This is a genomic window from Nocardiopsis sp. ATB16-24, from assembly GCF_030271535.1.
GTDB lineage: Bacteria > Actinomycetota > Actinomycetes > Streptosporangiales > Streptosporangiaceae > Nocardiopsis.
The window spans coordinates 105,809-131,000 of the sequence record NZ_JASCXJ010000009.1; the positions used below are offsets into that span (position 1 = coordinate 105,809).

General features: G+C 70.2%; 20 protein-coding genes. 10 read left to right on the forward strand and 10 right to left on the reverse strand.

All coding sequences use genetic code 11. The features are described from left to right. Nucleotides 1-454 precede the first annotated feature (454 nt). Both PFX91_RS12210 and PFX91_RS12215 read left to right on the forward strand, forming a co-directional pair. Nucleotides 455-1,441 carry a MurR/RpiR family transcriptional regulator gene (locus tag PFX91_RS12210; RefSeq protein ID WP_502888310.1) on the forward strand — a complete coding sequence of 329 codons (987 nt, stop codon included), beginning with the start codon at nt 455-457 and terminating at the stop codon, nt 1,439-1,441. A gap of 86 nt (nt 1,442-1,527) precedes the next feature. Continuing rightward, nucleotides 1,528-2,559 carry an N-acetylmuramic acid 6-phosphate etherase gene (locus tag PFX91_RS12215; protein WP_502888311.1) on the forward strand — a complete coding sequence of 344 codons (1,032 nt, stop codon included), beginning with the start codon at nt 1,528-1,530 and terminating at the stop codon, nt 2,557-2,559. A gap of 193 nt (nt 2,560-2,752) precedes the next feature. Here PFX91_RS12215 and PFX91_RS12220 read toward each other — a convergent pair whose 3' ends face one another. The 4 genes from PFX91_RS12220 to PFX91_RS12235 all read right to left on the reverse strand — a co-directional run bounded on the left by PFX91_RS12220 (nt 2,753) and on the right by PFX91_RS12235 (nt 7,510). Next, complete coding sequence (locus tag PFX91_RS12220; protein ID WP_285731623.1) at nt 2,753-4,321, reverse strand: DUF885 family protein; 1,569 nt, start codon at nt 4,319-4,321, stop codon at nt 2,753-2,755. 234 nt (nt 4,322-4,555) lie between these two features. Next, complete coding sequence (locus PFX91_RS12225) at nt 4,556-5,992, reverse strand: hypothetical protein (RefSeq protein WP_285731624.1); 1,437 nt, start codon at nt 5,990-5,992, stop codon at nt 4,556-4,558. A 137-nt stretch (nt 5,993-6,129) separates the two neighbouring features. Continuing rightward, a complete protein-coding gene (locus tag PFX91_RS12230) occupies nt 6,130-6,735 on the reverse strand; it encodes a SanA/YdcF family protein (protein ID WP_285731625.1) in 606 nt (201 codons plus the stop codon). Between the two features lie 145 nt (nt 6,736-6,880). Then, complete coding sequence (locus tag PFX91_RS12235) at nt 6,881-7,510, reverse strand: DUF1707 SHOCT-like domain-containing protein (protein WP_285731626.1); 630 nt, start codon at nt 7,508-7,510, stop codon at nt 6,881-6,883. Between the two features lie 826 nt (nt 7,511-8,336). Between PFX91_RS12235 and PFX91_RS12240 the strand changes: the two genes are divergently transcribed. Continuing rightward, nucleotides 8,337-10,148, forward strand: a complete 1,812-nt coding sequence (locus PFX91_RS12240) for a UvrD-helicase domain-containing protein (protein WP_285731627.1) — start codon at nt 8,337-8,339, stop codon at nt 10,146-10,148. A 48-nt stretch (nt 10,149-10,196) separates the two neighbouring features. On the opposite strand, the gene PFX91_RS12245 is transcribed toward PFX91_RS12240, so the two are convergent. Continuing rightward, nucleotides 10,197-11,615, reverse strand: a complete 1,419-nt coding sequence (locus PFX91_RS12245) for a DUF6114 domain-containing protein (protein ID WP_285731628.1) — start codon at nt 11,613-11,615, stop codon at nt 10,197-10,199. Nucleotides 11,616-11,619: 4 nt separating this feature from the next. Further along, complete coding sequence (locus PFX91_RS12250; protein WP_285731629.1) at nt 11,620-12,261, reverse strand: DUF6230 family protein; 642 nt, start codon at nt 12,259-12,261, stop codon at nt 11,620-11,622. 218 nt (nt 12,262-12,479) lie between these two features. Here PFX91_RS12250 and PFX91_RS12255 point away from each other — a divergent pair, with 218 nt between their 5' ends. Continuing rightward, nucleotides 12,480-14,354, forward strand: a complete 1,875-nt coding sequence (locus tag PFX91_RS12255) for a GMC family oxidoreductase N-terminal domain-containing protein (protein WP_502888312.1) — start codon at nt 12,480-12,482, stop codon at nt 14,352-14,354. Nucleotides 14,355-14,461: 107 nt separating this feature from the next. Here the strand turns inward: PFX91_RS12255 and PFX91_RS12260 are convergent, their stop codons facing one another. Then, a complete protein-coding gene (locus PFX91_RS12260) occupies nt 14,462-15,271 on the reverse strand; it encodes a MerR family transcriptional regulator (protein WP_285731630.1) in 810 nt (269 codons plus the stop codon). A gap of 115 nt (nt 15,272-15,386) precedes the next feature. Between PFX91_RS12260 and PFX91_RS12265 the strand changes: the two genes are divergently transcribed. The 5 genes from PFX91_RS12265 to PFX91_RS12285 all read left to right on the forward strand — a co-directional run bounded on the left by PFX91_RS12265 (nt 15,387) and on the right by PFX91_RS12285 (nt 20,192). Next, nucleotides 15,387-16,241 carry an SDR family NAD(P)-dependent oxidoreductase gene (locus PFX91_RS12265; protein ID WP_285731631.1) on the forward strand — a complete coding sequence of 285 codons (855 nt, stop codon included), beginning with the start codon at nt 15,387-15,389 and terminating at the stop codon, nt 16,239-16,241. A gap of 12 nt (nt 16,242-16,253) precedes the next feature. Continuing rightward, nucleotides 16,254-17,165, forward strand: a complete 912-nt coding sequence (locus PFX91_RS12270) for an AurF N-oxygenase family protein (protein ID WP_285731632.1) — start codon at nt 16,254-16,256, stop codon at nt 17,163-17,165. Between the two features lie 143 nt (nt 17,166-17,308). Next, entirely contained in the window at nt 17,309-18,850 is a 1,542-nt protein-coding gene (locus PFX91_RS12275) for a flavin-containing monooxygenase (protein ID WP_285731633.1), read from the forward strand. Next, nucleotides 18,847-19,200, forward strand: coding sequence for a DUF4873 domain-containing protein (locus PFX91_RS12280; protein ID WP_285731634.1), 354 nt, complete (start codon nt 18,847-18,849; stop codon nt 19,198-19,200). Before PFX91_RS12275 ends, PFX91_RS12280 begins: the two co-directional genes overlap by 4 nt. A 92-nt stretch (nt 19,201-19,292) precedes the next feature. Then, nucleotides 19,293-20,192, forward strand: a complete 900-nt coding sequence (locus PFX91_RS12285; RefSeq protein ID WP_285731635.1) for an alpha/beta fold hydrolase — start codon at nt 19,293-19,295, stop codon at nt 20,190-20,192. Between the two features lie 76 nt (nt 20,193-20,268). Here PFX91_RS12285 and PFX91_RS12290 read toward each other — a convergent pair whose 3' ends face one another. The 3 genes from PFX91_RS12290 to PFX91_RS12300 form a co-directional block, all read right to left on the reverse strand. Continuing rightward, a complete protein-coding gene (locus PFX91_RS12290; RefSeq protein ID WP_285731636.1) occupies nt 20,269-20,700 on the reverse strand; it encodes a PPOX class F420-dependent oxidoreductase in 432 nt (143 codons plus the stop codon). Between the two features lie 208 nt (nt 20,701-20,908). Then, nucleotides 20,909-22,270, reverse strand: coding sequence for a four-carbon acid sugar kinase family protein (locus tag PFX91_RS12295; protein WP_285731637.1), 1,362 nt, complete (start codon nt 22,268-22,270; stop codon nt 20,909-20,911). Nucleotides 22,271-22,397: 127 nt separating this feature from the next. After that, nucleotides 22,398-23,480 carry a Gfo/Idh/MocA family oxidoreductase gene (locus PFX91_RS12300; RefSeq protein WP_285731638.1) on the reverse strand — a complete coding sequence of 361 codons (1,083 nt, stop codon included), beginning with the start codon at nt 23,478-23,480 and terminating at the stop codon, nt 22,398-22,400. Nucleotides 23,481-23,815: 335 nt separating this feature from the next. Here PFX91_RS12300 and PFX91_RS12305 point away from each other — a divergent pair, with 335 nt between their 5' ends. Continuing rightward, nucleotides 23,816-25,159, forward strand: a complete 1,344-nt coding sequence (locus PFX91_RS12305) for an ABC transporter substrate-binding protein (RefSeq protein ID WP_285731639.1) — start codon at nt 23,816-23,818, stop codon at nt 25,157-25,159. The last annotated feature ends 33 nt before the right edge of the window (nt 25,160-25,192 follow it).

The following is a 25,192-nucleotide window of genomic DNA, read 5'->3' on the forward strand; positions in this document are numbered from 1 at the left end:
ATCGCCCTGGGCCGCCCATGGGACCACTCCTCACCGCGAGGAGGACCGGACGCCGTCCTCCTCGGCCACGCCCTCCCGTAGGGCTCGGGAGGCGGCCGGTACCTCCCCACGGCCGTGTCGACCCTTCGCGGGCCCGGCGTGCGGTACGACGGCCTTCCGGGCCGTGGGGACGCGCGAAGACGCGCAGGGACTCGCCGAGGTGGAGGACGAGCGTCTGGACGCGGATGAAGGGTTCGCGTTCGGGCGGTCCGGACGCGTTCGCTCAGGTGCGCGGTGGTGACGGTGTGTTCGGGCGGCCGATGCGCCCCTTGGTTCCAAGGTGCCTTCTGAGCTGGGATATCGCAATTGGGACTCTGGTACTTGCCGCTTCGCCTGTGCCTTGGAATCCTGGATTCTCCCGCTTTTTCCTGTCCCTGCGTTGACTCTGCACCACGACCGAAAGAAACTTTCCTCCATGGCGGAAAATCCGAAACATGTGAACGGACCACCGGAGACCCCCGACGTCTCCGCGCCGCCCGTGCCCACGACCGTGCTGCGCATACGGTCTCTGCTGCCCTCTTTGGCCCCCGCCGAGCGACGGGTCGCCCAGCGCATCATCGACGATCCGGAGCGGGCGGCGGCCTCCTCCATCACCCAGCTGGCCAAGGACTGCGCCACCTCCGAGGCGACGGTGATCCGGTTCTGCCGGACCATCGACTTCAGCGGTTATCGGGACCTGCGTCTGGCGCTGGCCACCGAGGCGGGGCAGGCGCGTGGTGCGCGATCGGGCTCGCCTGAGCTGTCCAGTGACATCAACCCCGACGACACCCTCGTCACGGTGGTCCAGAAGATCGCCTACACCGACGCGCGCGCGGTGGAGGAGACCGGTGCCTCCCTGGACGTGGAGGTGTTGCGCATGGTCATCGACACGATGGCGGGCGCCCGGCGCATCGACGTGTACGGGGTGGGTGCGAGCGCGTTCGTGGGCGCCGACCTACAGCAGAAGCTGCATCGGATCGGTCTGACCTCGTTCGCGTGGTCGGACGCGCATGTGATGCTCACCAGCGCGGCCCTGTTGGGCGAGGACGACGTGGCGATCGGTATCTCCCACAGTGGTACGACCATCGATACCGTCCAGGCCCTGACCGAGGCGGGTCGGCGTGGTGCCGTGACCGTGGCCATCACGAACTTCCCCCGCTCCCCCATCGGCTTCGCCGACCACGTACTGACCACCGCGGCGCGTGAGACCACGTTCCGGTCGGGTGCCACCGCGAGCAGGCTCGCCCAGCTGACCGTCGTGGACTGCCTGTTCGTGGGGTTGGCGCAGAGCCGTTACACCGACAGCCGCACCGCCTTGGAGACCACCTTCGAAGCGGTGCGGGGACTGCGGTTCAGCGATGAACGCAGGCGCCGCCGGGGCGAGGGCCCCGGCGGCAGGAGCACGGACGCAAGCGACGGCTGACCCGGTGGGTGTCGGCCTCGTCGTCGGGTTCCCCCGGCTACGGGGCCGGGGCCGACCGCGGCACTGGCGGAAAGGAACGGACGCGAGTGCGGACCGAACAGGAGAGCGCTGTGCACGACGACGGGCGGGGTGTCACGGCCGAAGGCGGAGGTGCTCCACGGGGGACCGACGCCACGGCCTCCGGTGGAAGGGGCGGCGAGGCCGTGATCGTGCGTGCGCCCACGGAGGAGCGCAACACCGGTACCTACGACATCGATCTGCTTCCGGCGTTGGACGTGCTGCGGCAGATCAACGCCGAGGACGTCACGGTCCCCGCGGCGGTGGGCGCGGTCCTGCCGGAGCTCGCGCGAGCCGTGGAGTTGGGGGTGGCGGCCCTGGAGGGCGGGGCGTCCATCCACTACTTCGGGGCGGGCACGTCCGGTCGTATCGCCGCACAGGACGCCGCCGAGCTGCCCCCCACCTACGGTGTCCCCCCGCACTGGGTGGTGTCTCACCACGCGGGCGGTGGTGAGGCCCTGACCCGGGCGGTGGAGGGGATCGAGGACGACTGGGGGTCCGGACGCGCCGACGCGGCCGAGATCACTCCGGGATCGCTCGTGGTGGGCCTGGCGGCCAGCGGACGGACCCCTTACGTGGGAGGGGCCCTGGAGGTGGCGAGGGAGCGTTCGGCGTCGACGGTGCTGATCAGCGCCAACCCTCAGGCGCCGCTGGCCGAGGACGTGGACGTGCACGTGGGCATGTCCACCGGTGCGGAGGTGATCGCCGGGTCCACCCGTATGAAGGCGGGCACGGCGCAGAAGTTGGCGCTGAACGCGTTCTCCACGGCGGTGATGGTGCGGATGGGGCGCACGTACTCGAACCTGATGGTGGGAGTGGACGCCACCAACAGCAAGTTGCGCGGCCGAGTGGTCACCATCCTGATGCAGGCCACGGGCCTGGACGAGGAGGCGTGCGCGCGGGCACTGAACGCGGCCGAGGGCGACACGCGTGTGGCTCTGGTGTCGCTCCTGGCCGACGTGGACGCGGCCTCGGCCGCGCGTGCGCTGGGGACCGCGCGGGGGCGGGTGCGCGCCGCTCTCGGCGCCCTGGGCGTGGCCGAGCGGGCCGGCGACGGCTAGGGATGCTCCCTCGGGGCGCCGTTCGACCGTGCGCCACGAGGATCGGGGGTCTTCGGAGGTCCGGGGAGGGTGGGTCGGCGTCTCACCGACCCACCCGTGGCACCTTCGGGGCCCGCCGTCGCCTCACGCGCGTTCTTCGGGACTCCGCCGGCGCCCGAGGACGCCACCGTCCGTCCGACCGTGGACGGGCCCGTCAGCCGTGGGCGAGGGCGGCGTCGATCAGGCCGAGCGGCGGTGATCCCAGGTCGAGCAACGCCCGATGGAAACGTTCCAGGGTGAATTTCTCGCCCCACTGTCGCCGTGCCCGTTCCCTGAGTCGGAGGATCTCCAACTTGCCCCAGGTGTAGCGGCCGTAGGTGGGATCGAAGGTGGCGCGGCGGGCCTCGGACAGGGCCGCCGGTCCCTGGAGCGGGGTGTCCTCGGCGAACTTCGCGGCGGCCTGCTCCACGGTCATGGTGCCGCTGTGCACACCGATGGCCACGGACAACCGGGTGACGCGGATGAGCGCCTCCACCCATACCCCGATCTCGTAGTGGTCCGCGGTCCAGGAGTCGTCACCGAGGCGTTCGGCGGCGTAGGCGCCGAAGCCCTCCTCCACGCACACCTCCTCCACGTAGTGCGCCCAACCCTCGGCGAAGGTCATGGAGTGCAGTCCCCGACGCACCGGCCCCGGAGCCCGGCGCAGGGCACGACCGTGGGAGAAGTGCCCCGGGGCGACCTCATGGACGCTCACGGCGGGCAGGGTGGTGTGACTGAACATCTCCAGCCACTCGTCGGCCTCCTCCTCGCTCCAGGAGGCGTCGGGCGGGGTGATGAAGTAGAAGGAGGGCGTGTCCGCCTCCCACGGCCCCGACCACGCCATCATCGCGGTGGCCCAGCGCTGGGAGGCGGGGGAGGCGTCCACACGGCACTCCCCGTCGGTGTAGGGGACCAGTCTCCGCTCGGCGGTGAACTCCAGCGCCAGGCGTGTCCACTGACGTGCGGCGTCCAGGACCCCGTCGGTGTCGGGGTGCCTGCGGGTGAGCTCGCGAACGAACTCCATGGGTTGGCGTCCGGGCGCGAGGCGTCCGACGCTCTCGGCCAACAGGGAACGGAGACGGTCGCGCTCGGCTCGGGCACGGGCCTCCAGGTCCGCCGGATCCACCTCCACGGCCTCACCGCAGCCCATGAGGCGGGCCAGCGTCCGGGTGCCGAGAGCCGCACTGGCGGGCCCCTCCCGCGCGGCGCGTTCGATGTGGGCGACCAGACGGGCGTGGGCGGCGAGGGCTCTTTCCCGGATGTCGGCGGGCAGGTCGCCGGGCAGTCCGTCGGCTACCCCCCTGACCGCGCCGATGAGCGCCTCGGCGACGGGCGCGGGCACCCGGTCCAGGGCGGTGATCGCGTTGTCGACCACGCGCGGCCACTCGGCCAGGTGCGCGATGCGCGCGGCGTCCCGCTCGACTCGTGGAGCGTACTCACGGTCGTAGCCCGACAGGTCGAGTTCGGCCAGGTGGTAGAGGGGGTTGACCCGGTGGAGTCCGAGTTCGCCCCACTCGTAGCGGAGGGCGTTCTCGAAGGCGGTCAGATGTGCCTCGTCGTGCGGGTCGTCGAGGGGGTCGCCGCCCAGGCGGGACAGCGCGGCCTCGACCCCGTCGGGCGACATGTCGGCGACCTTCCCGTCGTACCGGTGCATGCCGGCCCCCTCTCTCATGTCTCCCGGCATGAGGTCGGCGAGGGCTCTGAGTCGCGGGGGCAGCTCGTCGTGCTGTGACTGGTAGGGCATGCGGCGACTCTAGTGGGCCCGGGCGCAGACCGGATCGTCCGGGAAGGCCCTCGCCCACGGCGTTCCCGTCCGTGGTCTCCCCGGTGCGTGGAGACGCCCGTGGGGGTTCCTCAGGCGCTTCCCAAGGAAGGTTCGCCCTCGGTGTCGCCACCGGCGCCCGGCGGCGACACCGAGGGGTTTCAGGAGAGCGGGGAAGGGACCGCTCGCCCACCGGTGACGGTCACGGCCGGTCCGTCAGCGTCCACCTCCGAAGAGGCGTCCGAAAAGACCACCGGGCTGTGGTGCGCTGGGGGTCTGCCGCTGGGGTTCCGGCTCCTGCCGGGGTTCGGGTTCGGGTCGGGCTTCCACTCCCGCCAGCGCGCGGAAGTCCTCGGCGTCGTCCGGTAGGGCCCAGGCGCTCAGGGTCCGGACGAACTCCTCGTCCTCCCATGCGGAGTCGGGCAGCTCGGCGATGGCCCACAGGACCTTGAGGGTCTCCTCGTCGTAGTCGGCGCCGGCGTGGTCCTCGACGGAGCGCTCCCTGGTGCGGGGACCGAACAGGATCTCCAGTCCCACGCCGGTCACCAGGGCCCGTGATCCTTCCTCGTCCCTGATCAGCCCCGGGAGGATGTCCAGTCGCAGGCGGCGGGCGCGGTCACCGGCACGGCCCAGTGCCAGGAAGCCCAGCACCTGGGGGGAGTGGCCGCCGCAGTGCGGCCAGGACTCGTTGAACAGCCCTGCGTAACCCACGGAGGTGCCGCCGCCCCGGCCGATGCGGCGCAGTGCCTCACGCGGGGTGTTCTCGCCATGGATGAGCACCATCGCCACGGAGGCGGCGAAGGAGTTGTACAGGTTCCCACCCGCCATCTGGTGGGTGAGCCCGACGGTGGTGTCGATGTCGGTCGGATCGGCCACCATCCCCAGAGCGAACAGTTCGGCGGGCAGCGGTTCGCCGGTGTCCGTCATGTTCATCGCCTCACGCAGGCTCGTGGGCGGTTTGGGGGCCGGCCTCAGGTCCTTGGCGAGCAGGATGTGGGAGGCGGAGGTGATCTCGGCGGCGATCCGCCGGGCATCGGAGTCCATGAAGCCCAGCAGGTAGCTCACCCACTCTCCGGCGCGGTCCATACCGCCCCGGTTGTCGCCGCCCTTGAGCAGGGTGACCAGGTCGGGGACGCGGGCGTGCACGGCCTGGTAGGTGTCCAGCTGTGCTTGCAGGAGCGCGGGCCCCTCCGGCCGCTCCATGACGGCGAGTCGGTTGCGCATGCGGTGGTGGCGTTGCTCGTTCTGTGCCTCTTCGGCCCAGGAGCGGTACTGTTCGCGCACCTTCTCCACGTCCTCGGAGGTCGCCCAGGCCACCTCTTCGCGCCACTGGTCGAGTTCGAGGGGCTCGGGGAAGCGGTCCTCCACGTGCCCGACCACCAGTTCCAGCAGCAGGCTCAGTGGGCGCCAACGGTCGGTGGCGGGGGTCGACGCGGCGCAGGCGATGTCGACCAGGAAGTCGACCGCCCTGGGTGCCGCGAGGTGCCCGGGTGCGGGAAAGTGGAGGATGTCGTGGAGCTCGGAGAGCGCGCTGTCACTGCCGGCGAGCTGCGCGAGGAGTTCGGGGATGCGCGCGCCTTCCCGGGGCGCCAGCGCCTCCCAGTCCACGTTCTCCGCGCCGTCGTTCGAGTCGTTGTCCGTGGTCGCGTTCATGGGGTGATTATCCCGGCTGTGCCGCCGCCCGCGTACCGACCCGGGCACCGCTCTCCGGTTCTCGTGGAAGGGGGCGTGAGGCCGTCCGCCGCCGACCCGTTCCCGCGGTGTGGGGTCGCGAAGGCGCCGGGTGTCTCCTAGAGCTCGGCGTGGGCCGGGGCGGGGCGCAGGAGCGCGTCGCGCAGTGCCTTGACCGCGGCGCCGAGTTCACGGCCGTAGCCGATCATCGTGGAACGGCGTCGGGCGCCCAGGCTGGCGTCGCCCACTCCGACGGCGTCGATTCCGGCGGCGCGGGCGAGGGCTATGGTGCGGGGCAGGTGGAAGGACTGGGTGACCATGGTCGCCGCACGCACCCCGAACAGGTCGCGCACCCGTACGCAGGTGTCCCAGGTGCGGTAGCCGTAACGGTCGGCCTCGATTCTGTCGGCGGGCACCCCTCGTCCGATCAGGTACCCGGTCATGGTGTCGGTCTCACGACGCGACACCTCTCGATTGTCACCGGAGACGATGATCCGTTCGACCTTGCCGTTCTCGTACAGCCGCACGGCCAGGTCCAGGCGACGGGCGAGCAGCGGCGAGGGTCCGTCGTCCCAGGCCGCCGCACCCAGGACCACGGCCACGGGCCGGTAGGGGACGGTGTCGATCTCCTTCCGACGCCCGACACCGGCCAGGTGGATCCACCCGTAGGGCGCCAGGGCCAGAACGCACGCGCCCGCTCCGACCACCGCGATCCACAGAGCCACCTTGCCGCCCCTCGTCGTCGTCCGGCGCCGACGCACCGTGTGCCTTTCACGCGCCAGGTCGCGCGTGGCACCCATCATGGCGCACCGGCACGGTGCTCGGTCCCGGATCGGGTTCGGAGGACGAGGGGACGACCGCCGTGGGTGCTCAGTCGTCGAGGCCGATGAGGCCCGCCCAGGAGAAGGGACGCTTGTAGCGGACCGACAGGCTGCCGCCCTGGCACGTGCCGGTGATGACGAAGTGGGTGCGGGTCGTCTCGCGGATGGAGTCGACGTCTTCCCGTAGGACCGCGAACCAGGTGGTGTCCACGTCCACCTCGGCGGTGGCCTTCTCCGGCAGGATCAGATCGCCCGATCCCCAGGAGGCGTTGATGTGGATCTCGACGACGGGGTCGAGGATGTGCGCCTCGCGAAAGTCCAGACGGACGGAACCGTACTGGTTGTGCACCTCGACACGGCGTGGCACCCGCCATGTGCCCCTGCGCACGACGGTGCTGCCCTGAGCGCGAAGGACGAGGACGTCGTCGCTTCGGCGCTCCGGCGGACGGTCTCCCGCCACCGGGGGGACCGGACTCGCGGACGTCCCACCGCCGGGGGGCAGGTCGGCGGTGAGGGGCCCGAGGTCGGCGTAGGTCTTGGCGGCGTAGGCGGCGTCGAGCCGTTCGTCGAGTTCGTCGAGGGTGATGCGCCCTTGCGCCGCCGCCTCGCGCAGGACCTCCGCCACCTGGTCTCTCTCGGCATCGGAGACGCGCATACGGCTCATGTCGTCGGAGGCCACTGGTCTCGTTCCGATCCTTTCCGCTCTTTTGTCAGACCCACGGTAGAGCATGGAGAACGACATGGGCGGAGAGCCGGCCGGTGGGGCCCGGGGAGCCGCGTCGATCGGACCGGCTAAGGTTGGCGCGCCCTCCCGCTTGGACGGGGCCGGGGCGGGGTACCGCTTCTCTAGGGTGGTTGAGGACTCTGCCGGGGTAGGACGGACCCCGGCAGGGCCCTGAACCACACGTGGTACCTCGCGTGTCTCCACGATCTCGCATCAGGGAACCCTTTGCACAGAACGTGTCCGCAAACGGCCACTGCGTTAACGTGCGGACACGATCACGGGAGGGCCGGACTGGTTCGCGTGCGGACGCTCGTGTCCCCATCCCGCCGCTCTCCCCGTCCCTCGGTTTCGGCCCGCACATATCGAGGCGAGGGGCTCTCCCCGCTCTTTTGACGAATCCTGCCGGGAACAGGCTCTCCTCCTCCCGTCCGTCTGGCTGCCCGAATTTCGGACAGACTATAAGTCATATTAAGGAAACCGGAGGGCGTCGAAGAAGCCCAGGTCACGGGGACGCCTTGCGCCCTCCACGGAAAACCTTCACCGAAGGGCCGAACACAGTTCCGCAAACGACGCTCTGACCTGGTCTTACGCAGACTCTTCAGATACCACTCCCCTCGGGTGGAATAGCCCTTCAGGCGGCGTTTGCCCAAATTCCGGGGCGAGCATCCTCCCTATGAGCGCGGGACCGGTCCCGACCGTCCGCGCCGCACCAGACTCATCCGTTCCGACCGCTCCGAGCACCACAGACACCACCTGGTCGAAGACCGGAGGAAACCACGACGTGTCCGCCCTCGCGATCGCCCCGACGTTTCTCAGCGACTTCACCCGCCTCACGCCCGACGTCCAGCTCGAAACCCTGGCCGTGATGCGCGCCTACCAGGCGGGCGACCGACCCGAACCGGAGTCCGTCGAGGGCGCCGCCGATCCGCGCGTCCGGGTCGTCCGCATCTCTCCCGACTGGTCCGGCGTCATCGTTCCCGTCTCCGACCCGGACGGGGAGGAGCGTCCCGGTGGTCCCACCGAGGACGCGCACTACCGCCTGGTCACCGTGCGTCCACGTGACGAGGCCCTGCGTTTCGCCCGAGACCTGCGGCCCCGGACTCCGGCGGGTGCGGCCCTCGCCGTCCCCGACCCCACGCCCACGGGTCCTCCCGAGCTCGCGGACGCGCTCAGCGGTCCCTTCGACCGGTGGCGGCTGACGCTCCACCCCGACCAGCACCGGATCACCGAGGCCCGTTACAACGGATCCGCCCAGATCACCGGCGGACCCGGGACCGGCAAGACCGTGATCGCGCTGCATCGCGCCGCCCACCTGGCCGAACACGACGCCGCCGTGCACCCGGGGGATGTCCGGGAGTCGGTACTGCTGACCACCTACAACCGCGCGCTGGCCCAGTCCCTGTCCGAGCGCCTGGACCGGCTGCTGCCCGACCCGGGTGTCCGTGCCCGGGTGCGCGTGGCCACGATCGACGGTCTGGCCCACGCGGTGGTGCAGTCGCACGCCGGCATGGCACCGCGCCTGATCGGCAAGGACGAGTTGGCGCGGCGTTGGCGGGCGGTGGCCGTGGCCGACGGTCTCGCCTTCTCCGGTCGCTTCCTGGTGGACGAGTGGGAGCAGGTCATCCTCGCCAAGGGGCTGGAGCTGCTGCCCCAGTACATTCGCTGCGAGCGCAGCGGCCGGATACAGCATCTGGCTCCCGAGCATCGCCGCCAGGTGTGGGAGACCGTGCGGCGCTACGTCGGCGCCATGCGGGTGGAGGGCCTGTGGTCCTCTCCACAGTTGGCGGACGAGGCCGCCCGGATCCTGGGGCGCGGCGGACCGCTGTTCCGGCACGCGGTGATCGACGAGGCCCAGGACCTGCACCCGACCCAATGGCGCATGCTTCGGGCCGCCGTTCCCGAGGGGCCGGACGATCTGTTCATCGTCGGCGATCCGAACCAGCGAGTGTCCGACAACCGGGTCTCACTGGCCTCACTGGGCATCAGCGTGCGTGGACGCAGCCGCCGTCTGCGCGTGGGCTACCGGATCACGCAGGAGATCCTGGACTGGAGCATGCCCGTCCTGGGCCGCCGGGCGAGTCTGGGCATGGACGACGACGCCGACACCCTGGCCGGGTACCGTTCACTGCTGCGCGGGCCCGCTCCGGTGGTACGCGCCTGCGAGAACCGGGCCGAGGAGCTCACCGCGCTGGGCGACTGGGTGCGCGTGTGGCTGGAGGCCGGGGTCGATCCCGCCGAGATCGCGGTGGCCGGGCGCAACCAGTGGGTGGTGCGCGGCATCGCCAAGGAGTTGGAGGCCAGGGACATCCCCACCGCGCGGTTGGATGACGGCGGCGGGATCCGGGCGGTGCGCACCGGCACGCTGCACGGGCTCAAGGGTCAGGAGTTCCGTTGTGTGGCTCTGGTCGGCGTCAGTGACCATCTGCTACCGCCCAAGGCCGCGATCGAGGCGGCCGACGGTGACCAGGTGGCACTGGAGCACGCCCTCCGGCGGGAGCGGACGCTGCTGTTCGTGGCCTGCACCCGGGCCCGCGACGCTCTGTACGTCTCGTACGTGGGCCGGGCCAGTCGTCTGATCGCCGGCGGTCTTTGAGGTGTTCCCCGGGGGCGCCGTGGTCGACCACGGCGCCCCCGCGGCCTGTCAGGAGCCGCCGTAACGCCCGTTGAGGTTCGGAATGTTCATGGTGCCGGTACTGGCCGTCGGGTCGTCCACGTCCACGTCGGTCACGATCATGTACGGCAGCAGCAGTGGGGGAGGGAAGTCCGGGGTGAAGGTGAGGGGGATGCCCAGGATGCGCACGTGCATCCGGGTGACGTGCATCTGGACGTCACCGTCCATGACCATGGTGGGCAGGCCCAGGCTCATCCGGGTCCCGGCGTCCTCGAACCACAGTTCGGCGTCGTGGAAGTCCGCCCTGCTCATGGACAGCCGGATGTACCTGCGGGCGCCGTCCTGGGTGGGGCATTCCACGATCCCGTCGTAGCGCGCACCGCTCATCGTCAGCCTGTCGGCGCTCAGACCGGACGTGCGGACCGAGCCGGGGAAACAGTCGTACTCCCGGGCCACCAGGACGTCGGGGAGACTACCCTCCTCCTGGGCCGCCTCGCAGGCGCGCACGGCGTCCAGGAACTCCTCCTCGGACCCGGCCAGGGCGGACTCGCCCGTGCGCAGTTCGCACTGGTCGGCGTCGCCCTCCTCCTCGTCTTCCTCCTCCGGCTCCTCCTCGGGTTCGGTCTCCTCGGCGCCGTCCTCGGCCTCCTCGTCACCACCCGGGTCGGTGGGCCGTTCCTCGGGGCCGTCAGTGGGCGTGGGAGAGGGCGAGGGCTCTTCCGTCGGCTGCTCCTCCTCGTCACTCGGAGGGCGGAACCAGTCCCAGGGCCAGCCGAGGGTGGGCGCGGGCGCGCTCGCCAGGGTCATGATCGCCGCGAGTGGCAGGGCGAGGGCGGCCAGTGGCCGCGTCCCGTTCCGGGGAGGCGAGACCGTCTCGTCGGAACCGGCGTCGGAGCCGGCACGGCCCGCTTGCGTTTCGGTCCGGGTTTCGGTCTCGCCGGTGACGTTGTCGTCGGGGCCTTCCTCCTCCGTGGACCCTTCTTCGCCGGAGTCCTCCTCCCGCTCCCCACCGCCCCGGGAGGTCGGGGCGTCCCCGATCCCACGTCGCCGACCCGGGCGCCCTCGGACACCGGGCGTCCACGCGAACACGAGCGAAGCACCGACGATACCGAGCAGCATCCCGATGACGAACCCGCCGAAGTTGGAGGTCACGAAGGACGCCAGCGAGAGGAAGAGGCCGACCAGTCCGAAGAAGACGTGCTGTGCGGGCTGCAACCAGCTCAGCACTCCCAGGGTGATCATCAACAGTGCGATGAGGGTGCCGGACACACCGGCGATACCGGCGTAGATGATCAGGTCGATCGGCAGGATCAGACTCTGGGCGGCCGGTGCCACCAGCAGTTCGATTCCGGCCGCGACGAGGAGGAGCCCACCCCAGAACGGGCGGCTGCGCCGCCAGTTCCGGAAGTGCCCCCACCCCGTGCGCAGCGGGGTCAGTGCGTGGGCCATGGGATCAGAAGCACTCGTGGTCGCCGGGCTTGACCGCCAGACTCAGGCCGGACAGACGCAGGGATCCGGAGGTGACCGCCCACGTGGTCAGCTCCATGTCGGAGACGGTGATCGAGTCGGCCTGGAGACCGAAGCCTCCCTCCGGGCCCTGACCACCGTCGGCCTTGTCCAGGGTGCTGGCGTCACGTCCGATCTCGATGGACCCGAACTCGGCGTCGCCCTGGAGCTGCTCGATGTCCAGGACGAGGTTGCGTCCCTCCACCGGCGTGCTCTCACCGGCCTTGATGACCAGGGTGGCCTGCCCGATGGGCAGGTCCCACAGGGAGGACATGCACAGGTCGGTCAGCTCCGCGGTGCTCACCGAGGACAGGCCGACCGGTCGGGAGGAGCCGTCCACGGAGGTGGCGGCGTCGCCGTACTGGGTGAAGCCGTTGCCGGAGAGTCGGTCCGCGGACATCTTGAAGCTGTCGCCGGAGACGGCGAAGGACGCGGCGAGCAGTCCCTGGGTGGTCATACCGCCGAGGACCGCCGCGGCCACGAATCCCGGGACCGCCACGAGCGCGAACCTGCGCCACTGCGTGCCGCCCTGTCGCTGTTCGGGCGTGTCCTGGGGCGGCTCGGACACCTCGTCGGAAGCCTTGGGCATGGGTACCTCCAGTGTTCCGCCGCCCGGGGAGACGGCGTGGGGGGAGCGGATCTTGCGCCGAGGCACGCCACGTGTGTTGTATGAAACACGCCCTACTCGGCGGTAGTGAGGAACATTACAATAACCAATGTCACATTTCTAGATGGCGCGTTCAATGTTGCGGACTCGTAGCAAGACCACCATGCGTAGACCGTAACCGACCTGGAGAAAGATCAGCCGTGCCCTCAGAGCGCAGAACATCCTCCGCCTCCCCCACGACCCCCACCACCGGCACCACCAACGAGACCACCGACGGCGACGACGGTCGCTTCGACTACGACGTCATCGTCGTGGGCTCCGGATTCGGAGGTTCGGTCAGCGCCCTGCGCCTCACCGAGAAGGGCTATCGCGTCGGTGTCCTGGAGGCGGGACGTCGCTTCACCCCCCAGACGCTGCCGTCCTCCTCATGGGACCTGCGCAACTTCCTGTGGGCACCGCGACTGGGCATGTACGGCATCCAGCGCATCCACCTGCTGCGCGACGTGATGATCCTGGCCGGAGCGGGCGTGGGCGGAGGCTCCCTCAACTACGCCAACACGTTGTACCACCCGATGGACCCGTTCTTCGAAGATCCCCAGTGGCGGCACATCACCGACTGGAAGTCGGAGTTGGCGCCCTTCTACGACCAGGCCCGACGCATGCTCGGCGTACGCACCAACCCCACCATCACCCCTTCCGACGTGCACCTGAGGGCGGTGGCCGAGGACATGGGCGTCGGACACACCTTCCGGCCGACCCCCGTGGGCGTGTGCTTCGGTGACGGTGAGGACGGCGCGGGGAACCGGGGTGCCCCCGGCGCGTCGGTGGGCGACCCCTACTTCGGCGGGGCCGGACCCGAGCGCAGGGCCTGCCGGGAGTGCGGTGAGTGCATGACCGGATGCCGCCACGGCGCCAAGAACACCCTCACGGAGAACTACCTGTACTTCGCCGAACGCGACGGCGCCGAGGTGCACCCCCTGACCACCGTCGAACGTCTGCGCGAGCTGCCCGAAGGCGGGTACGCCGTCGACACCGTCAGGACCGACGCACCTCGGCGCAGGGAGAACGCCCGCACGTTCACCGCCCGTCAGGTCGTCGTGGCCGCCGGGACCTACAACACCCAGACCCTGCTGCACCGCATGCGCGACTCGGGGACGCTGCCACGACTGTCGGAAAGACTGGGCACGCTCACCCGTACCAACTCCGAGGCCCTGGTGGGAGCGATGAGCCGCCACGTACCGCCGCCGGAGGATCTGACCAAGGGCGTGGCCATCACCTCCTCGATCCATCCGGACGAGAACACCCACATCGAACCGGTCCGCTACGGGAAGGGCTCCAACGCGATGGGACTCCTCACCGCCATCCAGGTGCCCGGCGGAGGAAGGATTCCACGCTGGCTGCGGTTCCTGGGCCTGGTGGTCCGCCGCCCGCACGTCTTCGTCCGCAGCTTCTCCAACCGCCGTTGGTCGGAGCGGACCATCATCGGTCTGGTGATGCAGTCCCTGGACAACTCGCTGACCACGTCGGTGCGTCGGGGCCTGTTCGGCGGCAGGAAGAAGCTGACCTCCCGGCAGGGCCACGGCGAACCCAATCCGACGTGGATCCCGGCCGGGCAGGAGGCGGCCACCAGGCTGGCCGAACGCATCGACGGGTTCCCCGGAGGAACGTGGGGGGACGTGTTCGACATCCCGATGACCGCGCACTTCCTGGGCGGCTGTCCCATCGGCGACAGCGCCGAGAACGGTGTCATCGACCCCTACCACCGCCTGTACGGACATCCGGACATCCACGTGGTGGACGGCTCGGCGGTCACCGCGAACCTGGGCGTGAACCCGTCTTTGACCATCACGGCACAGGCCGAGCGCGCGATGTCGATGTGGCCGAACAAGGGTGAGGAGGACACGCGTCCGGAGCAGGGGGCACCGTACCGACGGATCGCACCGGTGTTCCCCCACTCCCCCGCCGTCCCCGCCGGCGCCTTCGCCGAGCTGCGGTTCACCGTCCCGCTGCCCCTGACGGTGGCCGAACCCACGCCGACCTCCCCGAAGCCGATGCCGAAGGCGGAGGGTGTCTGAGGCCCCTCTCCACGTCCGGTCCCGCTCCGACGCCGGGGCGGGACCGGACGGGAGGCCCTCGGCGGTGGGCCTAGGAAGGGTCCCGCTCCGCGTGGCGCGGGGCCTGCTCAGCGCGCCCCCTGCCCGGAGCCGACCCTTCCCGGGCTGCCCTCCTCCGGCCCCTCCTTCTCCGCGGCCTCCTTCTGTAGGTACTCCATCGCCAGGGCGAAGTGCTCCCCCATCACGTTGGTGAGCTTGTCCGCCATCTCCTGCGCCAGGACCGCGTCCACGGCCTGTTGCGCGAGGGGACGCACACGGCGGATCAGTTCGGCCATCTCGGCGGTCTCCTCGCTGCGGACCACCGTGCCCGGCGCGTACTCGGCGATGATGTGGTCGGCGACGAGGCGGACCATGTGCTCGGCCACGTTGCCCAGCTTGTCACGCAGGTTCTCGGCGATGTCGAGCACCGAGTCCACGCTCATCCCCAGCTTCACCAGTTCCACACCGGCGTGCAGCAGCCGGGGACTGGGCACTCGGAAGCGCAGGCCGTCGCGTTCGAGCACGCCCAGGTCCAAGGAACGTTTGACGGTCCGCGGTGTCACGCCTCCGCCGAACAGTTCCTTCAGGTCTTTGATGGTGAGGTAGTCGGGGATCTCGTCGCTCCAGGCGTCCCCGATGGCCGACTCGAAGCCGAGGATGTCGGACAGGTCGCCGCCGCGCTCCCAGACCCGGAACATCTCCCCGATGTTGGCGAAGGTGTAGCCCCTGCGCAGCAGTTGGCCGATCAACCGCAGACGCGTCAGGTGCGCCTCGGAGTAGATGCCCACACGCCCCTCCCTCCGGGGAGGGGCCAGCAGCCCCCGGTCCTGGTACACCCGGACGTTGCGCACCGTCGTGTCGGCGAGGCGGGCGAGTTCGTCAATGCGGTATTCGGCCATGGGCCAAGCCTAGGGACCCCCGAACCTTACTCGTCAGTAAATTTCCATCCTCTCCCCATTGCATTGTGACAATGCTCGTTGTAACGTTCCCGGCAATGACTGTGGAGGAGATCACATGACGACGCCCCCGCCGCGCCACCTACGACGGCTGCCCGGCCAGAACGCCCTCGTCACCGGTGCCTCGGGGGCTTTCGGCAACGCCACCATGGCCGTTCTCCGCCGGCTCGGCGTGAACGTGGTCGGCATCGATCTCAAACCCGCCCCCGACGTCATCGGCTGCGACATCACCGACGACGAGCAGGTTCGCCAGGGGGTCACCGAAGCACTGGAACGACTCGACGGCCGTGTGGACCTGCTGATCCACTACGCGGGGGTCGGACCGGCCGTGGACATCGGCCGGACTCCGGACGCGCACGTCCACCAGGCCCTGGAGGTCAACCTGCTGGGCCCCTGGCGGGTCACCGCCGCCGCCATGCCGGCCCTGCTCCGGAGCAGGGGCCGCGTCATCATCACCGCCTCCCTGTTGTCGGGCCTCCAACTTCCCTTCGCCGGCGCCTACACGGTCTCCAAGCGGGCGCTCACCGCCTACGCCGACTGTCTGCGCGCCGAGTACGGCACACACATCGGGGTCACCACCGTCTACCCCGGCTACGTCGACACCCCCATCCACGACAGCTCCCGGGCCACGGGGGTGGCCCTCGACGGCCTGGTGCCCGCCGAACGGGAGCGCGACACCGTCATGTCGGTGGTCCGCGCGGCCGGGGCCAGGCGGGCCCCCCGCGACGTGGCCTCCACCGCACTCGGCACCGTCGGACTGCGTCTGTTCCGACACTTCCCCGGCACCACCGAACAGATCGTGTCGCTCCAGGTGGGGCTGCTCCTGGCGGACGGCGCCTTCGGCGACGCCGAGATCGCCCGGGGGCTCCACGAGCGACACGGCCACTCCCCGGTTCGTCCGGACGCGTCCTGAGGAGGAAGAAAGTTGACCGCAGACACCACCGCACCGCCCAAGCCCACCGACCGCGAGGGGATCGCCAAGCGGCTGCTGCGCGGCTCGGCGAAGGCCTCCTTCGACCCGCTCGTCGAGATCGACTGGGACGCCCCCGTCGACAAGGACATGTGGGCGGTCCGACCCGAGCGCGTCTCGCTCTACGGCACCTACCTGTGGGAGCGGCTCACCGACGAGCAGCGCAAGGAGCTCTCCCGCCTGGAGATCGCCTCCATCGCGACCATCGGCATCTGGTTCGAGACCATCCTCATGCAGATGCTGGTGCGGCACGCCTACGACCACGACCCCACCACCAAGCACGTCCAGTACGCGTACACCGAGATCGCCGACGAGTGCCGGCACACGGTGATGTTCGCCAAGCTGGTGGAGAAACTCGGTTCGAAGGCCTACAAGCTCGACCCCGCCGCACACAACCTCGGCCGCCTGTTCAAGACCATCGCGCACGGCCCGCTGATCTTCGCCGGGGCCCTGTTCGTGGAGGAGGTCCTCGACCAGTTCCAGCGTGAGGCGGTCCCCGACGAGCAGGTCCTCCCCCTGGTGCGCGCCGTCTCCCGGATCCACGTGGTGGAGGAGGCGCGGCACATGCGCTACGCCCGCGAGGAGTTCCACCGGGACTGGGCCACGCGTGGGCCGCTCAACAGGGCCTACAGCCGCGTCATCCTGGGCCTGGTCGCCTACTATTCGGCCACCCGCCTGATCAACCCCAAGGTGTACGCACAGGTCGGACTCGATCCGCGGGAGGCGGCCCGGGTCGCCCGGCGCAACCCCCACTGGATCGCCACCAAGACCTGGGCCGCCCGCAAGGTCGTCAGGACCCTGGACACCGCCGGCGCCATCTCGGGCCTGGGCCGCTACTTCTGGAAGAAGGCCGGGCTGCTCGGCTGACCCTTGGACTCCACCGTCGGAGGGCGCAACGCGCCACGCCCTCCGACGGTGGTCACACCCCCGGGGACGCAACGCGCCACGTCCCCGGGCCCAACGCCCCCGGCCGGGTGTCCCGAGCCGATCGCACGAAGGGAATCCCGCACGTGACCGAAGCACCACCGCACTTCCGGGTGGCCGTCATCGGCTCCGGCTTCGCCGGGATCGGGATGGCCGTCCGACTCAAGCAGGCCGGCCTCCAGGACTTCGTGGTCCTGGAACGCGCCGACGACATCGGCGGCACCTGGCGCGACAACTCCTACCCCGGCGCCGCCTGCGACGTTCCCTCACACCTGTACTCGTTCTCGTTCGCGCTCAACCCGGACTGGAGTCGCACCTTCTCCCCCCAACCGGAGATCTTCGACTACATGAAGCGGGTCGCCGGGGAGTACGGCGTGCACAAGCACGTCCGCCACGGCCACGAGGTGACCTCCGCGCACTGGGAGCCCGAGCACAACCGGTGGCGGATCGCGACCGAGAAGGGCACCCTCACCGCCCAGTTCCTGGTCAGCGGAGCCGGTCCGCTCGCCGATCCCTCCTACCCCGACATCAAGGGCCTGGAGACCTTCGAGGGGACGATGTTCCACTCGGCGACCTGGGACCACGACCACGACCTGACCGGTCGTCGGATCGCGGTGATCGGCACCGGCGCCTCCGCGATCCAGTTCGTACCGCGGATCCAGCCCAAGGCGGGAAGACTGACGCTGTTCCAGCGGACCGCGCCATGGGTGATGTTCCGGCACGACCGCGACATCACCAGGGTGGAGAGATGGCTGTACCGCAACGTCCCGCTGGCCCAGCAGGTCGCCCGTAAGAGCATCTACTGGGGCCGGGAGAGCTACGTGCTCGGTTTCGCCAAGAATCCGAGACTGCTGTCGGTGGTGGAGAGGCTCGGCCGGGCCAACATCAACCGGAGCGTGAAGGACCCCGAGCTGCGCGCCAAGCTCACGCCGAGCTTCCGGGCGGGCTGCAAGCGCATCCTGATGTCCAACGACTACTACCCGGCGTTGGCCCGGCCCAACGTGGACGTGGTCACCGACCGCATCGTGGAGGTCCGACCGAACGCCGTCGTCACCCGCGACCCCTCGGGCCGCGAGACCGAGCACGAGGTGGACACGATCATCCTGGGCACCGGTTTCCACGTGACCGACCCTCCCGTGGCCCGACGGATCTTCGACGCCGAGGGCAGGTCACTGGCCGAACACTGGGGCGAGGACGTGCGGGCCTTCCGGGGCACCACCGTCGCCGGGTTCCCCAACGCCTTCCTGTTGGCCGGGCCGAACACGGGGTTGGGGCACACCTCCCAGGTGTTCATGATCGAGGCCCAGATCCGGTACACCATGCAGGCTCTCACCTACCTGTGCCGCAACGGGCTCGATCGTCTGGAGGTGCGCCCCCAGGCCCAGGAGGCCTACAACGCGAGGATCGCCAAGGCCATGGAGGGCACCGTGTGGGTGACCGGCGGCTGCGACAGCTGGTACCTGAACGAGAACGGCCGCAACACCACGCTGTGGCCCACCTTCACGTGGAGCTTCGCGTTGCGCACGCGGTGGTTCGACCCCCACAACTACGACCTGCGCGTGGACCGCTCCCGCGGACGCGGTCCGCGTACCCGCGTACCGGCGGTCACGGGAGGAGGCGCGCGATGAGCGGGTTCGACGACGGCGAGGAGGAGTACCAGGGCCTCGTGACGATCGTGCTGCCCGGCGACGACTCCGAGGAGGGCTCCGGAGAGCACGTGGAGGTACGGGCCCACCTGGCGGGGAACTTCTCCCCCTTGACCGGCGACTACCGGTGGCGTGGACGGCTCTCCCCCAGCACGAGGGTGAGCGCGGCCTTCCGCGAGGGCGTGCGTACCGTGGTGGTGCGTACACCCGGAGGATTCGAGAGCGCCGGGGTCCTGGAGGAGCCCAACCTGTGGGGTGGGCATCCGATCGGCGGGACCGGCTCTCCCCCCTTCGCGGTCCCCCTGGTGGACATCGGCGAGCCCGACCACTGAGCCGCGTCCCCCACCAGGCCCCTCGGACACGTGCCGGCCGGGGGGCTCATGACGATACCCCCGGCACATCCCGAGTGAGAGGTGTTCCCCCGATGGCGATGCGGCACGTGGGCCAGGCCCGTGAACTCCAGGTGCGCTCCGACGACGGCACGACGCTGCACGTCGAGGTACGCGGCCCCGAGGACGGGCCGACCGTGGTCCTCGCCCACTGCTGGGCGACCTCGTCGGCCTCCTGGGGGCCGGTGGTCCGCGCGCTCGACCCCTCGCTGCGGGTGGTGCTCTACGACCAACGCGGCCACGGCCGGACCCCCCTACCGGTCACCAGGGCGGGGTACGGCGCGGAGAAGCTGGCCGAGGACCTGTGCGCGGTCCTGGAGGCGACCGTGCCCGAGGGACACAAGGCGGTGGTGGCCGGACACAGCATGGGCGGCATGACCATCATGGCGGCCGGCGCCCACCCGGTGTTCCAGGACAGAGCCGCCGCGGTCCTGCTCACCAACACCGGGTGCACGCAACTGCCCCAACGGTCGACCGCCGTCCCGCTGCCCGGCCCGCTGGGCACGCTCGGCGCGCACGTGTTCCTCAAGGCACCCCTTCCGTTGGGCCCCCGCAACATCCTCACCACCGCCGCGTTGAAGTCCATGGTGATGGGCAGGAAGGCGGACCCTCGCATGGTGCGGCTGTGCATGAGGATGGTGCACGCCTGTGACCCCGTGTGCCGCGGGTCGTGGGGACGCGTGATGAGCACGCTGGACCTGGAGGGGTCCACGCGTCGGATCACGGCGCCCACCGTCGTGCTGGTGGGGGTCGAGGACAAACTGACCCCGCCCTGGCACGCGCACCACATCGCCTCGCTGGTCGGGGACTGCCGGGAGGTCCTGGAGGTCCCCGACGCCGGCCACATGGGGCCGCTGGAGTATCCGGAGCTCCTGGCCGACCGGCTGAACCGGCTCGCCGCCGAGCACCTGGAAGGCCTCGCGGAGGCCGCCTGATCCGGCTCCGCTCCGTGAACGCCCCGATCCGAGGGAACGGGGGCGTTCGCGGTGCCGGGCCCCTTCGACTCAGACGTCAGCGCATCCTGGCACCGTAGACGTGTTCGACCGCCATGGTCACGAGCACTCTGCGGTCGGAGACCATCGCCGCCCGGTACTCGTCCCAGTCGGGGTGTTCTCCGGCGGCCTGACGGTAGTAGTCCACCAAGGCCTCCACCTCGGGACCGTGGGGGTCGGTTCCGGGCCCGATGAGGGTGACGGTGCCCTCGGCCGTGGCCCAGGAGCGACCGTCGGGACTGGTGACCTCCAGCGCGGCCCGCGGGTCCCGGCGCAGGTTCGCGGTCTTGGCCCGGCCCTGGGTCGTCGAGATGTGGAGGCGCTCGGCCTCCCGGTCGTAGAAGGGTGTGACGGGGGAGAGCTGGGGCCGACCGTCCGCTTTGATCGTCGCCAGGACGCCGAGTCGGCTTCCCGCGAGCAACGTGCGCGGGTCGAACGGTGTGTCGGTCATGGGCGGGGTCACCTCTCTGCCGTGTGCTGAACGTTCTCGGCGACGCGGTGGGAGGCGGTCGTGGACGTCCTCCCGTGGACCCGTGGAAGCACCCGACCTTCCCGTGTGACCGCTGTCACCTCGCCCATCATCTCCTGTCCGACCCCTCAGGTCCTCGCGGGGACGCGAAGGCCCGGTGTCGGGATACTCCCCCTTACGAGGCTCCGGGTCAGACGGTGTCGCGCAGCAGCGTCGGCACCACGTACTCGGAGACCTCCGAGTGCACCTGGCGCAGACGTGTCTGCACGGCCCGGCGTAGCTTGGCCAGACAGTCGACCAGGGTGGTGTCGTCCCCCACCAGGCCGCCCTTGGCCACGACCGGGGTTCCGTCCAGCGGCCCGCCGCTCAGGTGACCGTGCACCGCCAGGGGCACGATCTCGCCGCCCACGTCGAAGGCGTGCACGTCCAGTTCGGCCAGCAGGCTGGCGGCCAGGGCTCCGCCGGTCAGGTACAGACCGCTGGGCAGCGCGTGGGTACCGGTGGTATCGGCGACCCCGTTGACCACGTCCGCGACCAGCCGAGCGATCCGCTCGGGAAGTTCCGCCCGGGCCTGGGCGGGCAGCTCGCGCACCCGCTCGGACGTGGTCACCACCCGTAGTACGCACAGTTCGGGGAACCCCGAGGAGGTCAGCTGGTCGGCCAGTTCCTCGGCGACCTCGTCGGCGTGACCGTTTCCGGGTTCGCTCAGGGCCACCGCGTCCAGGTCCAGGAACCGGACCGCGCCGGTTCGGGCCACCGCCTCCAGTTGGCGGCGGGTCAGTTCCGTGGTGCTGCCCACCACCCCCAGCAGTGGTCCACGCGAACCGGCCTGGCCGCGTAGCCGCAGCGCGTAGGCCAGCAGTGCGCCCGTGGGACCGGGATCGGCCGCCAGCCACACGACGCCCGTGTCATGGTGCGCGGCAGCGGCGGCTTCGGCGATGTCGGCCAGATGCTGCTCCGTACTCGCGTCGCATACGACGACGGGCTCGTCACCGGCGAGGAGGTCGGCGGTGAGCATCGCCTGTGTCACCCGACGCACCGGCACGTGCCGCACCGCCAGGTCGGTCTGCTCGGCGAGCAGGTCGGCGACGGCGCTGGTGGTCATCGGCCACAACGGGTCCAGTGCCAGCTCGGTGCGCTCCAGTGGCAGACCGTTGAGCAACTGCGATCCGTTCTCGGTGACACGTCCCGACCCCGGGAAGGCCGGAACGAACAGCACCCGCACGCGGGTCCCGACCGGGACCCGCTCGCGTACGGCGTCGTAGGCGGCCTCCAGCTCGGCACCGATGTTGCCGCGCAGCGTGGAGTCGGTGCGTTTGACCACCAACCCCACCGGCCACACGGCCTCGACCACGTCGGTGACCAGATCCGCGGCCTGTTCGGGGGGTACATGACGGCTGTCCAGGTTGGCCACGACCACGTCGTAGTCGCCCACCACTCGGCTCACGTGCTCCGGGGTCACCGTGGCCACGCGCATCCCGGTACGGGCGAACCTGGCACCGGTGGCGTTGGCACCGGTGAGGTCATCGGCGACCACGAGGACCTGGGCCACTGCACGTCTCCTTCGGTGTTCGTCGGCGTGGGGCCCTCCACCGAAGTCGGGCACCGGGCCCGGGGAGTGCCCCGCCTCCAACATAGGCCCCGGTCCGTACGTCGAGGATCGCCCGACTGGAAGCGGCTCACAGGGTGACCACGGAGCCCGTCCTGGCACTGCGTCGGGCGGCCTCGATGACCTCCAGCCCGTGGATCACCTCGTGGGGGTCCACCGGCAGCGGTTCGCCCTCGCCGACCGCGTCGCGTACACCCGCGTAGAACTCCTGGTAGGCACCGCGCTCACTGGGTACCCGGCGGGTGTCGCCGTCCACGCCGAGCACGCCCCAGTCCTGTTCGGGGACCACCCCCCAGTCGGGGGTCTTCGGCTGCTCTCCCGCGGCCAGTCGGGCCTCCTGCCCGTCCATCCCGTGGCTGACGAACGCCCCCTTGTCGCCCAGCACCCGAAAACGTGGGCCGTTCTGAGCCGAGAGCGCGCTCATCCACAGGTGGGAACGGGTCCCCCGCGCGTGGTCGAGGGCGAGGAACACGTCGTCGTCCGCGCTGACCCCCTCACGTAGTACGTCGATCTCGGCGTAGACGGAGGCGACCGGGCCCAGCAGGTTGACCGCCTGGTCGATCAGGTGCGGACCCAGGTCGTAGAGCAGGCCGGCCCCGGCCTCGACGCCTCCGCTCTCGCGCCAGGTCGGCTTGGGCCTTGGACGCCAACGTTCGAAACGGGACTCGAACCGGTGCACCTGCCCCAGCGCGCCCTCCTCGATCAGCTTCCACAGGGTGAGGAAGTCCGCGTCCCAGCGGCGGTTCTGGTAGACGGTGAGCACCCGGCCCAGTTCGGCCGCCAGGTCGGTCAACTCACGCGCCTGGACCGAGCTCAGGGCGAACGGTTTGTCCACCACCACCGCCATGCCCGCCTCCAACGCGACCTTGGCCAGGGGCGCGTGCGTGTCGTTGGGGGTGGCGATGACCGCGATCTCGTAGCGGTGGGCGTCCTCCCACAGAGCGGCGGCGTTCGGGTAGACGGTGACACCGGGATAACGTTCCTCCGCGGCTCGGCGCCGGTCGGGGTTGCCCGTGACCACCGCGGCCAGACGCAGTCCCGGGACCGCGTCGATCAGCGGCGCGTGGAAGACCTCGCCGCCCTTTCCGTAGCCGATGAGTGCGACGTGCAGCTCGGAGCCGCCGTCGCCGGGTGTACTCGGTGCGTCAGCCATGCCCCCAATCTAGGGCGTGCGCGGAAGAGGACCGTCCGTCACGTGACCACGGCCGCCTTCGCGGCCCTCTCCGCTCCTCGGCGCGGGCCGCACCACGGCGACGAGCCGCCGACAGGGACGACCCTCGTAGGTCTCCTCCCTCTCGGGAGCGCTTTCGGAAAACTTTTTTCGCGCCTTCGACCAGCACACTCCTCTTCGTTACGAAAACTTCTGCAAAAAAAGTAGACTTTTTCACCAGGAATGGCTTCCATCGAGTTCGGCATGCCCGGGGTCGCACCGACCTCCGTGGCGCCGTCCCCTCACGAGAGAGAAGCCCCATGTTGAAACCAGACCGCATGGCACATCGCCGAGGTCTGGCGGTCATGGCGACCGCCGGAAGCCTCCTCCTCGTCACCTCCGGATGCGCCTTCCTCAGTGGTGAGGGTGGGGGCGGTGGCGGAGGCGACGCCTCCGACGTCGACTGCACCCCCTACGAGCAGTGGAGCGACGTCGAGGGCACCGTCGCCGTCTACTCGTCCATCCGCGACGAGGAGGCCGAGCGCATGGACCGCTCCTGGGCCGACTTCGAGGCGTGCACGGGCATCGACATCAAGCACGAGGGCAGCGGCGAGTTCGAGGCACAGCTGCCCATCCGCCTGGAGGGCGGCAACGCCCCCGACTTGGCGCTGATCCCGCAGCCCGGTCTGCTGGAGCGGGTCGTGGAGGACGGCTACGCGCTGCCGGTGTCCGACGGCGTCCGGGCCAACGTCGAGCAGGGCTGGGGCGAGGACTGGCAGGGCTACGCCACCTTCGACGGAGAACTGTACGGCTCCCCCTACGGCGCCAACATGAAGTCGATGGTGTGGTATTCACCGACCTTCTTCTCCGACAACGGCCACGAGGTCCCCGAGACCTGGGACGACATGGTGGCCCTCAGCGACGAGATCGCCGACTCCGGCACCAAGCCGTGGTGTGTCGGCTTCGAGTCCGGCGACGCCACCGGCTGGCCGGGTACGGACTGGATCGAGAACGCCCTGTTGCGCACCTCGGGCACCGAGGCCTACGAGCAGTGGATCTCCCATGACATCCCCTTCGACGACCCCCAGGTCGCCGAGGCCTTCGACCTGGCCGACGGCATCGTCCGCAACCCCGACTACGTCAACGGCACGTTCGGCGGCGTGGACAGCATCGCCGTCACCTCCTTCCAGGAGGCCGGGCTGCCCCTGCTGGACGGCGGCTGCGCGATGTACCTGATGGGCTCGTTCTACTCGGCCCAGTTCGAGGAGGACGTCGTGGTGGCCGAGGACGGCGACGTCTACGGTTTCGTCCTGCCCCCGTTGGAGGCCGGAGCCGAGGTCCCGGTCATGGGCGGCGGCGAGTTCGTCGTCCCGTTCGCCGACCGCCCCGAGGTCGCGGCGGTGCACGAGTACCTGTCCACCCCCGAGTACGCCGACAGCCGCGCCTCCGAGGGCGCCTGGGTCTCGGCCAACAGGAACATGGACACGTCCGTGATCGAGGATCCCGCCTCCCAGTTCGCGGCGGAGGTCCTGCTCGCCCCCGACACCGTCTTCCACTTCGACGCCAGTGACGCGATGCCCTCCTCCGTGGGGACCAACGTCTTCTGGAACGGCATGGTCGACTGGGTCACCGGCAGCTCCACCGAGGACGTCCTGGAGAGCATCGAGTCGGCCTGGCCCTGATCCGACTCCCCCTCCCCACTTCCCCCACGGGGC